This is a genomic window from Dickeya parazeae Ech586 (genome assembly GCF_000025065.1).
Lineage (GTDB): Bacteria > Pseudomonadota > Gammaproteobacteria > Enterobacterales > Enterobacteriaceae > Dickeya > Dickeya zeae.
In genome coordinates this window covers 1394046-1406568 of sequence record NC_013592.1, presented here as the reverse complement: position 1 = coordinate 1406568, position 12523 = coordinate 1394046, and the positions used below count along the sequence as shown (strand labels likewise).

Sequence of the window (12523 nt, the reverse complement as noted above, 5' to 3'; positions counted from 1 at the left end):
CTCCCGTTTTGCGAGAGGTGTCGACAACTCATCTGGCGGTGCGGGTCACCTATCCACCCGCCCGCTTTATTCCCTATCAACCATTCATTCCCTATCAACCATGTTGTACAGCACATCACGTCTATCCAGCATCTGGCCGCCATCTCGGGTGAGCGGTACCCAGCCAATGGAGCCGCGGCGGGTCGTCGGCGAACTAAACAGCAGATCAAATGGGATCGTAAAGTAGATCCCCTTGGTGAAACTACCTTCGCCGTACTCGCTGGCGCTGACATTGGTGACGGTCGCAAAAGCACCGGCCACTATCCCACTGTCGAAACGGCGGGAGAGATCCAGCGTGATACCTTTATCGCCCGCCAGATAGCGCCCGACACTGATTTTCGCCAGCCCACCTTTGACAAACGGCAACGACCAGTAGGTGGTGAGGTGACCGGTGGTGACGCTGTAATCCCCCAGCCGTTGCGGGTCGTCCCAGTCACGTTGCTTAACGTAGTTAACATCCATCCCGACCGCCCAGTTGCTACCAAATGGCCGATACAGCACTTCTCCCCCTACCCCGGCATACATCATTTCCAGATAACCGCCATAGACCTGGGTATACCAGTCGCGAGCAGGGTGATCGTAACGAGACAGTTGCAGATTGGTCAGCAAGACATCTGACGACGTCACATATTCACGGATATGGGTACGAACACGAGGCAGCGCGGCGCCATCCTGCGGCGGTGATTTAAAATTGAATTGATCGTAGTTGTTGAGCAGGTTGATGTTCAGCGTACCGCCCAGCCGCCAGTTGTCCGTGATGCGGTAATCCGCGCTGGCATTCGCGGACAACTGATACATATAAAACGATTCCGGGCCGCCAAACGACTGCTGCAACGACGGGTCAATGCCGTAGGAAAAACGCGGCGGCGTGGTATGCAACACCTGCTGGCCGCGCGGCTCCGACAATGGCTCTACGCGGTAGGGATCTGGTTCATCCACCCCCAGCGGGGTGCTGCCGGATTCCAGTTGACGAAATGCCGCCGCATCCACACGGGTACTGGCGGTAGTCAGTGGGCCGCTACGCGTTACAATATGATATTGCGCCACACTCTCCGGCAGGTTATTCGCCAACACCGTTGCCGCCCGTCGGCTGGCCTGCGCATCGTTGTTATATTTATACTGATCCGCCACCACCGTGACCTGCTGACCATCAGTATAAATATCTGGTTCGCTAAAACCGGCCTGCTCATCCAGTTCCTGCGAGACACGCCGCCAGTCGGTGCCGCCAGCTGCATTTTTCGATGGCAGGTAGACCGGCGGTTCATCATCCGGATGCTGTGGCCTGAGATGATTAAAGTTGGTTCGCAAGGTAAAGCCCCACATCAGGGTATTGCCACGCTCCCACGACAGCGAGGTATCCAGCCAATCGGTAGCGCGATACACCAGGCCGACGTTAATCGGCGAATCCTGTTTGATATGCTGCGAGGCGGGGCGAGTCTGATCAGCGGCCTCCTGGCTATAATCGTTACTGTCGTATTCCAGCTTGACTCGCAGTGGGTCCCAAGGCGTCTGGTATTCCAGCCCGGCGAACAGCGCGGCTGGCCCGTGGAAAAAATTCTTCGCCGCGAATTGCCCGGTTTCGGTGGAGGTCGAGCGGGTACAGAATCCTGCTGACAACCGGCAGGCGGGGTTGACGATATTACCGCTCTGCGCCATATTGCCCCAGCCCATCCCCAGTGAGAAATCGAACGGTCCCCAGCGTTTACTGGCCACCAGATATTCGCTATCGAACAGGCCAGTCCCGGCGATATCCCTCAAGCCCAGAGATACCTGCGGCAACCAACGACTTTCCTGCCATAGCCGCGCTTTGACGTCGAAACTCTTGTCTTTATAAGTTTGATGTCCGCTGAACGAGGGCGAGGTGCTGTAAGGCCGGGTGCGAATATCGGTATAGCGTAGGGTCATCTCCAGCCAGTCGAGCGGCTGCAGTGAGATGGCGTAACGACGATACTCCTGATTATCACGGTAGCTGGCGCTAAACTCACCGGTATCCGCCATACGTGCGCTCGGCATCTGCCATAACCCCACGCCACCAAAATCCATCTGCGACACGCCAGCGGGTTGGTAATAACCGCTACGATTCACTGCGTCGTTATTATCCCCATCCGCCGCCTGAGCCGACGTTCCCAATGCGCTACCTATCGCCAGTGACAGGCAGCGTAGTTTCAACATGGTGTTATTAGCCATTAGTGTGGAATCCGGTTGGCAAGATAGTCGGCAATCTGCGCATTCAGCGAAGAGAAGCCGTCAGGCAAAATGGAAGGATCGAAACCGATGAACAGCGTTTCTCCGGCCGCCGGTTCATGGTGCTGGCGATTCCAGATAGCCAGTGGAACCTTGCGCCAGTGCCCGTCCCCCGAGATCAGATACCCTTCCCGGTTATCACCGCCCGGCAAGAAACGTCGCCTGCCAATGTATTGCTCGACCGACCAGCCTGGCTTAAGGTCGATGTCCTTAAACACGTTTGGTGTGCCGATATCAATGCCGGTACTGATTAACCCAAACAGGAAGAACTGTTGCCGATACGGCGATAGATAGAGGGTGTAGTTCCCCACCAGCGGGCGATTCTTCCGCGGTGATAAACGGATGATGTCCGGCGCGATACTGGCGCGAATGCGGCCAACGGCGTTCACCTGTTTTAGCGCTTGCGCCATATACCAGGCGGCTATCGCCCAGTCGCCATCGCCGTCAATCTGCCAGGCCAGTTGCAGTTGATAGAGCCGGGCCTGTAATTTCTCTCCCGCTTCTTTGGCTTGCTGCGTCACGCTCTCATTGGTGAGTAATGCCGTCTGCCAGTTAACATTGTCCGCAAACGTTATCCGGCTGTAGAACTGATCCAGACGCGTACCGTCATCCTGCACGACGGCAGGCAGAGTTTCATTCGCGACCTTGACCGTTAACTGCGCTGCCCCTGATGTTCCGGCCACCAGCAATAACAGGGCAGCCAGACGATTGAATGACAACATAAAATAACCCTATCTATTGTATGGCTTAAGCGCGGTGAACTGAACCTGAGCCATGTTTGGCCCCATGTACTGGTAGCTTTGGATGACCTGCCCGGAAGCCGGATCCAGCCAGTATTGGTTGGTGTAATGTGTGCCCAGCGCCGGAACGGTTACCTGCTCATCAAAGCGCACCGTCTGTCTCGGGGTGTTCAGTATCGTCAGGGTTTCCAGACCTTTATTCTCAAAGACGGATTGCAGGTCATAGCCGCCACGCAGCACCTGTGACCAACTCACCACGGTGTGCCAGTTTTTGGGTGTGCCGGGTTTGAGCAAACCGAGGCTCAGCGGGTCTGACTCCAGTTCGGTAACATGACGAATGTCTTCTCCCCACCCTTGCGTTTTCACCAGTCGCCCAAAACGCGTCGTCACACTGTTTTTATCTTCCGTCACCCATTGCAACTGCTGGTTATCAACAAACGCCAGTACGACAAAAGCACGCGGTGCCTTACCTACTTTCAGATACGCCGAGGCATAGGGAAGTTGTGCAACCTGTTGTGGCGTCATGCTTACGTCTTCCCTTCCCCACAACGCCAGCCGAAAGTCCCGCCCAAGTTGACTGATTTGCTGAGAGCACCCTGTCAGCCCCGGTATGAAGCAAAACATCACCAGTATCCTGAACAGTGTTAACTCAAGGATTCTTTTCATTGTTCGGGTTCTCGCCTGAACATCCTGAAGCAGAAAAAAGGCCACCGGAGTGGCCTTGGTGAATAGCCCATCATTAACCGCGAGTTGACGTCACAGTTGAGGTGCTGGTTCCTACGGTACTGGAGGTCGTACTGGTAGAGGCAGATACGACGCCAGCCGCGACGGCACGGCCAAACCCATAGCCATAGCCGGTACCGCGGCCATGAGCCGCACTAAACGCATGAGAACCAGCCGCGATACCGCTGCCCTGGAAGGTGACGCCTCCAGTAGGCTGGCCGCCATTGACTGTCGGCTGTTCAGCCGCCAGTGCGCCCGCTGGGATGGCCAGAGCCAGCACCAGGGTCGCCAACGTTTTCTTCATCATTACCATTTCCTTTTATTTCCCGTTAAGGAGATAGGACAGGGAAAATTTGAAAATATTCCCTACCCCACGACTGGCTGAATTAATCAGCCAGGTTGGATCTTCCCCATGACTGATGAAGTAATTATTTCAATTCATCCTTTATGAAATAATCACCAGCATACGGGAAGTATCCGAACCAAGACTCAGATAAAGAATAAGAAAAGCAGGATTAGACCGATAAGAAAATAAGACAAGTCGCAAGAGCGCTGATTTTTCCTCATTGGTTACAATGAGATGAAATATTCTCGGAAAAGTCTTAGTTATTTACGATGAGATATTGAGAAAGAAAAACCGGATATTTCTACCCGGTTTCGAGATAAGAAGATATTTCAGAATATTATTCCAACCATTCAGTATGGAATACGCCTTCTTTATCAATACGTTTATAAGTATGCGCACCGAAATAATCGCGCTGAGCCTGAATCAGGTTAGCCGGTAATACTTCAGAACGATAGCTGTCATAATAAGCGATTGCCGCAGAGAAGGTCGGGGTCGGGATACCCTGCTGTACCGCATAAGACACCACATCACGCAGTGCCTGCTGATAGTCGTCGGCTACCTGACGGAAGTACGGTGCCAGCAGCAAATTGGCGATATCGGCGTTTTCGGTGTAAGCATCGGTGATCTTCTGCAGGAACTGAGCACGAATGATACAACCCGCACGGAAGATCTTGGCGATTTCACCGTAGTTCAGGCTCCAGTTGTTTTCGTCAGAAGCCGCTTTCAACTGCGAGAAACCCTGCGCGTAGGAAACGATTTTCCCCAGATACAACGCACGACGCACTTTTTCCACAAACTCGGCTTTGTCGCCAGTGAACGCCTGCGCTACCGGGCCGCTCAGCACCTTAGAAGCAGCCACGCGCTGGTTTTTCAGCGAAGACAAGTAACGAGCAAATACCGATTCGGTAATCAGAGACAACGGCTCGCCCAGATCCAGCGAGCTCTGGCTGGTCCATTTACCGGTACCTTTGTTAGCCGCTTCATCGAGAATCACATCAACCAGGTATTTACCTTCTTCGTCTTTCTTGGTGAAGATATCGGCGGTTATCTCAATCAGGTAGCTGCTCAGTTCACCTTTGTTCCACTCAGCAAAGGTGCTTGCCAGCTCGTCATTGGAAAGCCCAAGCGCCTGTTTCAGCAATGCATAGGCTTCCGCAATCAACTGCATGTCACCGTATTCGATGCCGTTGTGCACCATTTTCACGTAATGACCCGCACCATCAGCGCCAATATAGGTCACGCAAGGCTCGCCTTCAGCACGGGCGGCAATCTGCTGCAGAATCGGCGCGACCAGTTCATAGGCTTCTTTCTGACCGCCAGGCATAATGGACGGGCCCTTCAGCGCGCCTTCCTCACCACCAGACACGCCGGTGCCGATGAAGTTAAACCCTTCAGCAGACAGCTCACGGTTACGGCGGATAGTGTCTTTATAGAAGGTGTTGCCGCCATCGATCAGGATGTCGCCTTTTTCCAGATACGGTTTCAGCGATTCAATGGTCTTATCCGTCGCTTCGCCTGCTTTAACCATCAACAGGATACGGCGCGGTTTTTCCAGAGATTCAACAAACTCTTCGACGGTGTAGCACGGTACCAGTTTTTTACCTGGGTTCTCGGCAATCACTTCGTCCGTTTTGTCTGAGGAACGGTTAAAGACGGAAACGGTATAACCACGGCTTTCAATGTTAAGCGCCAGATTGCGCCCCATGACCGCCATACCGACAACGCCAATTTGCTGTTTGGACATTAAAACAACTCCTGTCTGAAGGTAACCTGCCTGCGGCTGATTGCGCCCCAGGCAACAAAAAGCAGGCTGACATGGTAACCCAGCTAACGGCTGAGTGGGTAGTTATTGGTGCGACAAGCTCGCTGGCAGGAGTTCTACAGAAGGTGTGTTACCGGTGAATCAGGAAAACAAAAACAATACAACCCATTATCGCACTATTAATGCCCCTGGTAATCATATGACTACAATTAGAAATCACTACTGTCAGAAAAAACCCGATAACACCAAAGTGTGTTATCGGGTGTTCAAGGGCTGATCAATATTTCTCCAGCAACGCCTTGATTTTAGTTTTAAAGGCATCACCCAGTTCTGGGTTGCGCAGGCCGTAGGAAACAAACGCTTGCACGTATCCCATCTTCCGTCCGCAGTTAAAACTACGACCCGTCATCTGAACCGCATCCACCTGCTGGGTTTTGATAAGCTCAGCGATAGCATCGGTCAGTTGGATACGACCCCACGCGCCCGCCACGATGTTTTCCAGAATCGGCCAGGCTTCGGCCGTCAGCACATAACGGCCAACCGCGGACAGGTCCGAGCCTTCCACCGGCGCCAGTTCCGGTTTCTCAATCATGGAGGTGATCGCCGACGCGTCGCCCGCCTGATTCAGCGGCTTCTCGCATTCCACGATGGAGTACTCTGGCAACACTTCGTACGGGCGGTGTTTGACCAGCACCTGGCTGTGGCCGGTTTCTTCAAAACGGGAAATCAGCAGCGCCAGATTGTCTTTTGACTGATCCGCTGAACTGTCGTCCATCACCACATCCGGCAGCACCACGACAAACGGCGCATTGCCGACAATCGGGTGAGCGCAGGACACCGCGTGCCCCAGGCCCAGCGTCTGCCCCTGACGCACGTTCATGATGGTCACGCCCGGCGGGCAAATGGACTTAACTTCCGCCAGTAATTGACGTTTGGCGCGCTCTTCCAGCATCGACTCCAGCTCGAAAGAGGTATCAAAATGGTTTTCAATGGCATTTTTAGAGGCGTGCGTGACCAGCACAATCTCTTTAATCCCCGCATTAACGCATTCGTTGACAATCTTTTCGATTACCGGCCTGTCAACCAGCGGAAGCATCTCTTTCGGAATCGCTTTGGTAACCGGCAACAAGTTCATCCCTAAGCCGGCAACAGGGATAATCGCTTTTAATGCTGTCATTTCGTGTTCTCTCAAAAAACATGCTGCTGTTTGTCGCGACGAGGCAACGACCGCGCCACATTGATTTTTCTGGCGCCAGAATACACCTAATCAGCCCCAAAGAGATCGCGGGTATACACTTTTTCCATTACATCAGACAATTCTGGTGCCATTCGGTTCGACAGAATGACATCAGACATCTGTTTGAATTCTTCCAGGTCATGAATCACGCGGGAACGGAAGAACTCCGACTCTTTCAACGCAGGCTCATACACCACCACATCGATACCTTTGGCCTTGATTCGCTTCATCACCCCTTGAATCGCGGAGGCGCGGAAATTATCAGACCCGGTCTTCATCACCAGTCGGTAAATCCCCACCACTTTTGGACCACGTCGAATCACTGAATCAGCAATGAAATCCTTACGGGTGGTATTGGCATCGACAATCGCCCGAATCAGGTTATTCGGCACGGATTCATAGTTAGCCAGCAGTTGCTTGGTGTCTTTCGGCAGGCAGTAACCGCCATAACCAAACGATGGGTTGTTGTAGTGCTGGCCGATACGCGGATCCAAGCCAACGCCTTCGATAATCTGCTTGCTATCCAATCCCAGTGTCTGGGCATAGGTATCAAGCTCATTGAAATAGGCGACACGCATTGCCAGATAAGTGTTGGCAAACAATTTGATCGCTTCGGCTTCGGTTAACCCGGTAAACAGCACTGGAATATTGGTCTTGATGGCCCCATCGACCAGCAGACGAGCGAAACGCTCGGCACGTTCAGAACGCTCACCCACCACGATACGGGACGGATACAGGTTATCGTACAGTGCACGGCCTTCACGCAGGAACTCCGGCGAGAAAATGATATTTTCGGTACCGAACTGTTCACGAACCTGTGCGGTATAACCCACCGGGATGGTGGATTTGATGATCATAACGGCGTCTGGGTTCACTTCCAGTACCTTGCTGATCACCGCTTCCACCGAGCGCGTGTTGAAGTAATTGGTTTTCGGATCGTAATCTGTCGGCGTGGCGATAATTACGAACTCCGCCCCCCGATACGCGGACTCAGCATCCAGCGTGGCGCGAAAATTCAGCGCCGGGTTGCGCAGATAAGCTTCGATTTCCTTATCCACAATCGGGGAGATGCCTTTGTTCAGCATGTCCACTTTTTCGGCGACGATATCCACCGCGACGACTTCATTATGCTGCGCCAGCAGCATGGCGTTGGACAAGCCAACATAACCGGTACCCGCAATTGCAATTTTCATCATCTGTCCACATTCATCCTACCGGGTAACACTCTGTACCCGTCACAGAACATAGCAAAGCTGCGGAAATGCCCGCCGCCTAATGCCGTCTATACCCGTCATACTTCAAGCTGCAGATGCGTTGGCTTTCCTCGCTCACCCCAGTCACTTACTTATGTAAGCTCCTGGGGATTCGCTGCGTCGCCGCCTTTCTGCAACTCGAATTATTTGGGTATATATTTCTCTTTATATCGTTCAGGCCTGATAGAAATCCCGATACCAGTCTACGAAGGCGCGCACCCCTTCGTTCACCCCAACTTGCGGCCGATAGCCTGTCACCGCGAACAGATCACTGGTGTCGGCATAGGTCTGGTAAACATCGCCAGCCTGCATCGGCATGAAGTTTTTCACCGCCTCACGCCCCAACGCCGACTCCAGCGCAGTGACAAAATCCATCAACCGCACCGGGCTACCATTGCCAATATTGTAGAGCCGGTAGGGTGCAGAACTGGTGGCTGGCGAGCCGCTTTCCACTTTCCAGTCAGCCTGACGCGTCGGTATCTGATCGACGACACGCAACACACCTTCCACGATATCGGTAACATAGGTGAAATCACGCCACATATCGCCCTGATTGTAGATATCGATCGGTTCACCAGCCAGAATACGGCGGGTAAACTTGAACAACGCCATATCCGGACGCCCCCACGGCCCATACACCGTGAAAAAACGCAGCCCGGTAGTCGGCAGGTCATACAGGTGCGAGTAGGAATGCGCCATCAGTTCGTTGGATTTCTTGGTCGCGGCATACAGCGAAATCGGGTGATCGGTCGAGTCGGTGGTTTCGAACGGTGTTTTGCTGTTCAGTCCGTATACCGAACTGGAAGAGGCATAAATCAGATGACCGACGCCACTGTGGCGACAACCTTCCAGTACATTCAGGTGGCCTATCAGGTTACTTTCCGCATACACCATCGGGTTTTCCAGCGAGTACCGCACCCCGGCTTGCGCCGCAAGATGGATAACACGCTCAAATTTTTCCGCCGCGAACAACGCTGCCATTGCCTGACTATCGGCAATATCAATGCGTTCAAAACGAAAACCGGCCAGCGTGCGCAGTTTTGCCAGCCGCGCCTCCTTGAGCGATACCTCGTAGTAGCTGTTGAGGTTGTCTATCCCCACCACCGTATGGCCGGCAGCGCAGAGTGACTGACAGGTAAAGAAGCCGATAAAGCCGGCCGCTCCGGTAACAAGAAATTTCATTCAGGAACTCTTAACGTGACTTGAATGGCAGAGATAATACCATCCACCGCCTTGATTCAGCACCCGCTAAGCGCGGAAAACTGCAAGAGGGTGCCAGAAATCACCTCAACATTGACGCAACAGCGCCAGAATCGTCCGGGTTTTTTCTTCCATTAGCCGAACATCCTGCCGTGATTCGACATTAAGCCGCACCACGGGTTCAGTGTTGGAACTGCGCAAATTGAAACGCCAGTCTGCAAATGTCAGGCTGATGCCGTCGGTTTCATCCACCGCCAGTGCCTGTGGCTCCAGCGCAGCACGCACACGGGCTATAGCCGCTGCCGGGTCTGTCAGCAGAGAGTTGATCTCACCGGAAGCGGGATAGGCGCGCATACGTTCACTCACCAGTTGCGACAGCGATTGTCCGCGGACACCAATCAACTCCGCCACCAGCAGCCACGGAATCATACCGGAGTCACAATAAGCGAACGAGCGGAAGTAGTGATGTGCACTCATTTCACCGCCATAAATGGCATCCTCCTTACGCATCCGTTCCTTGATAAAGGCATGACCGGTTTTTGACATCACCGGATTGCCGCCTTTGTCGGTCACGATATCCACCGTGTTCCAGGTCAGACGTGGGTCGTGAATGATGGTGGAACCTGGCGCTTTATTAAGGAACGATTCCGCCAGTAACCCAACAATATAATACCCTTCGATAAAGCGCCCCTGATGGTCAAACAGGAAGCAACGGTCAAAATCGCCGTCAAACGCCACACCAAAATCTGCCTGATGCTCAACGACGGCACGGGCGGTATCGGCACGGCACTCCTGCAGTAACGGATTAGGAATGCCATTCGGAAAACTGCCATCAGGTTGATGATGGAGTTTGACGAAGGTGACCGGTGCACCATGGCGGCCTAATTCCACCTCCAGTGCATCCACCACATGACCCGCCGCACCATTACCACTATTGATGACGATCTTCATCGGCGTCAGGTTACGCGGATTAATGTACGACATCAGATGCTCGATATACGGCTGCGATATCGCCAGTGTTTCATAGCGACCACGATGCTGAGGATTGACGGGAGCAAAACGGTTTTCCTGCGCCAGGCGTTGGATATCCTTCAGTCCGCTGTCGCCACTGATAGGCTGAGAGTCGGCGCGCACCAGCTTCATGCCGTTATAATTAATCGGATTATGGCTGGCGGTCACTTCAATACCGCCGTCCATCCCGAAATGAAACGTCGCAAAATAGACTTCTTCTGTACCGGATAAACCGATGTCGTAGACATCGACGCCGGCATCGCGCAGGCCATCGGCCAGTGCGTGTTTCAAGGACTCACTGGTTAGCCGAACATCGCCCCCGACAACGACGCGCTGAGGTTGAATAACCTCGGCATAGGCCCGTCCAATGCGGTAGGCTATCTCTTCATTGAGCTCCGTTCCCAACTCACCGCGAATATCATAAGCTTTAAAGCAGGTTAATACGGACATCTGCCCTTCTCCCTTTATACCCGACCATAACGGTCATGCAAACGAACGATGTCGTCCTCTTCCAGGTAACGCCCTGAACGCACCTCAATCATCACCAGGTCAATCAAACCGGGGTTTTCCAGCGTATGCACCGCCCCCGGCTGGATAAACGTGGACTGGTTTTCCGACAGAAAATAGGTGTTGTCATCAACCTGAACCCTGGCCGTACCCGATAGGACGATCCAGTGCTCCGCTCGGTGAAAATGTTGCTGTAACGACAGGCCCTGCCCTGGACGCACGGTGAGTTTTTTCACCTGATAGTGCTCACCGGCATCAATGCTGCTGCTCTTGCCCCAGGGACGAAATGACTCGGTGTGGTCACGAAACTGATGTCGGTTCTGCGCTTTCAGACGCTCTACGACTTTTTTGACGTCCTGCGCCCGTTCTTTCGCCGCTACCAGCAACGCATCCCCGGTGTTGACGATGATCGCGTCATCAATACCGATGGTCGCCACCAGCGGTGCAGAAGTAGAAACGTAGTTGTTGTGGCTATCCAGCGTGATGACATCCCCTACGGTTACATTGCCCTGTTCATCCTTCTGCGATACCTCCCACAAGGACGACCACGACCCCACATCGCTCCAGCCAGCGTCAAAGGCGATAACGACCGCATCGTGCGTTTTCTCCATCACGGCGTAATCAATGGAATCATTGGGACAATCGCTAAACGCGCGCGGCTCCACGCGGATAAAGTCCATATCGCGCTGGCTGCGTGCCATTGCCACACGCGTCAGTTCGTAAATATCGGGTTGATGGTGTTGCAGTTCATCGAGGTATTTGGCGGCACGGAACATAAACATGCCGCTGTTCCAGCAATAATTACCCGATGTCAGGTAACGTTCGGCGGTTGCCAGACTGGGTTTCTCCACGAACTCATCGACCGTAAACCCACCATCAGTAAGTGGTTCACCGGTCTTGATATAGCCATAACCGGTTTCCGGCGTAGTCGGGACAATACCAAAAGTTACCAGTTTGTTTCCGCAGGCATACGGCAGCGCCTGCTGAACAGCCCGATGGAAATTCTCGGTTTTCTTAATCAGATGATCGGCGGCCAATACCAGCAATATGCTGTCAGGGTCGGTTTTAACGCTCAGGTGGGCTGCCAGCGCAATTGCCGGCGCGGTATTACGCCCGGTGGGCTCCAGAATAATATTGCTGCCCAGTTGTTGCTGCTCGCGCAACTGTTCGGCAACCAGAAAACGGTGATCCTCATTGCAGATAACCAGTGGTCGCTGCTGCATCAGCAGCGGCAACCCCTGCAAACGCACCAGCGTATTTTGCAATAAGCTATGCTGGCTCTCATCACCCAATGATAAAAACTGTTTGGGAAATAATTCTCGGGATAGCGGCCATAGTCGGCTACCACTGCCACCAGCCATAATGACAGGAATAATGTTAGACATATCACACCTTACTAAATGTGGTGGTGATCCCACATATTTCAGGCAGCAGAGACGTGCACACGTCGCGCCCTGAATA

10 protein-coding genes are annotated in these 12523 nt (G+C 53.3%); all 10 read right to left on the bottom strand.

Annotation, left to right across the window (positions count from 1 at the left end; translation table 11 throughout):
* Positions 1-84: 84 nt before the first annotated feature.
* The 10 genes from DD586_RS06320 to DD586_RS06275 all read right to left on the bottom strand — a co-directional run bounded on the left by DD586_RS06320 (position 85) and on the right by DD586_RS06275 (position 12447).
* Positions 85-2226: a YjbH domain-containing protein gene (locus tag DD586_RS06320; RefSeq protein WP_012883979.1), complete on the bottom strand. Its 2142-nt coding sequence runs from the start codon at positions 2224-2226 to the stop codon at positions 85-87.
* Positions 2226-3005: a capsule biosynthesis GfcC family protein gene (locus tag DD586_RS06315; RefSeq protein ID WP_012883978.1), complete on the bottom strand. Its 780-nt coding sequence runs from the start codon at positions 3003-3005 to the stop codon at positions 2226-2228. Before DD586_RS06315 ends, DD586_RS06320 begins: the two co-directional genes overlap by 1 nt.
* 9 nt (positions 3006-3014) lie before the next feature.
* Positions 3015-3647 carry a YjbF family lipoprotein gene (locus DD586_RS06310; protein ID WP_012883977.1) on the bottom strand — a complete coding sequence of 211 codons (633 nt, stop codon included), beginning with the start codon at positions 3645-3647 and terminating at the stop codon, positions 3015-3017.
* A gap of 115 nt (positions 3648-3762) precedes the next feature.
* Positions 3763-4053, bottom strand: a complete 291-nt coding sequence (locus DD586_RS06305; RefSeq protein ID WP_012883976.1) for a hypothetical protein — start codon at positions 4051-4053, stop codon at positions 3763-3765.
* A gap of 376 nt (positions 4054-4429) precedes the next feature.
* Positions 4430-5836 carry an NADP-dependent phosphogluconate dehydrogenase gene (gene gndA / locus DD586_RS06300; RefSeq protein WP_012883975.1) on the bottom strand — a complete coding sequence of 469 codons (1407 nt, stop codon included), beginning with the start codon at positions 5834-5836 and terminating at the stop codon, positions 4430-4432.
* Between the two features lie 295 nt (positions 5837-6131).
* Positions 6132-7031, bottom strand: a complete 900-nt coding sequence (locus DD586_RS06295; RefSeq protein ID WP_012883974.1) for a sugar phosphate nucleotidyltransferase — start codon at positions 7029-7031, stop codon at positions 6132-6134.
* An 86-nt stretch (positions 7032-7117) separates the two neighbouring features.
* Complete coding sequence (locus tag DD586_RS06290; RefSeq protein ID WP_012883973.1) at positions 7118-8284, bottom strand: nucleotide sugar dehydrogenase; 1167 nt, start codon at positions 8282-8284, stop codon at positions 7118-7120.
* A gap of 234 nt (positions 8285-8518) precedes the next feature.
* The gene (locus tag DD586_RS06285) at positions 8519-9526 is read right to left on the bottom strand and encodes an NAD-dependent epimerase (RefSeq protein WP_012883972.1); all 1008 of its coding nucleotides are present in this window, start codon (positions 9524-9526) and stop codon (positions 8519-8521) included.
* A gap of 105 nt (positions 9527-9631) precedes the next feature.
* Positions 9632-11005 carry a phosphomannomutase CpsG gene (gene cpsG / locus DD586_RS06280; protein ID WP_012883971.1) on the bottom strand — a complete coding sequence of 458 codons (1374 nt, stop codon included), beginning with the start codon at positions 11003-11005 and terminating at the stop codon, positions 9632-9634.
* A gap of 14 nt (positions 11006-11019) precedes the next feature.
* Entirely contained in the window at positions 11020-12447 is a 1428-nt protein-coding gene (locus DD586_RS06275; protein WP_012883970.1) for a mannose-1-phosphate guanylyltransferase/mannose-6-phosphate isomerase, read from the bottom strand.
* Positions 12448-12523: the final 76 nt, after the last annotated feature.

Bases quoted from the DNA above. Each gene is read 5' to 3' on its own strand.
- DD586_RS06320 (WP_012883979.1), bottom strand. From the start codon at position 2,226: ATGGCTAATAACACCATGTTGAAACTACGCTGCCTGTCACTGGCGATA.
- DD586_RS06315 (WP_012883978.1), bottom strand. From the start codon at position 3,005: ATGTTGTCATTCAATCGTCTGGCTGCCCTGTTATTGCTGGTGGCCGGA.
- DD586_RS06310 (WP_012883977.1), bottom strand. From the start codon at position 3,647: ATGTTTTGCTTCATACCGGGGCTGACAGGGTGCTCTCAGCAAATCAGT.
- DD586_RS06305 (WP_012883976.1), bottom strand. From the start codon at position 4,053: ATGATGAAGAAAACGTTGGCGACCCTGGTGCTGGCTCTGGCCATCCCA.
- gndA (WP_012883975.1), bottom strand. From the start codon at position 5,836: ATGTCCAAACAGCAAATTGGCGTTGTCGGTATGGCGGTCATGGGGCGC.
- DD586_RS06295 (WP_012883974.1), bottom strand. From the start codon at position 7,031: ATGACAGCATTAAAAGCGATTATCCCTGTTGCCGGCTTAGGGATGAAC.
- DD586_RS06290 (WP_012883973.1), bottom strand. From the start codon at position 8,284: ATGAAAATTGCAATTGCGGGTACCGGTTATGTTGGCTTGTCCAACGCC.
- DD586_RS06285 (WP_012883972.1), bottom strand. From the start codon at position 9,526: ATGAAATTTCTTGTTACCGGAGCGGCCGGCTTTATCGGCTTCTTTACC.
- cpsG (WP_012883971.1), bottom strand. From the start codon at position 11,005: ATGTCCGTATTAACCTGCTTTAAAGCTTATGATATTCGCGGTGAGTTG.
- DD586_RS06275 (WP_012883970.1), bottom strand. From the start codon at position 12,447: ATGTCTAACATTATTCCTGTCATTATGGCTGGTGGCAGTGGTAGCCGA.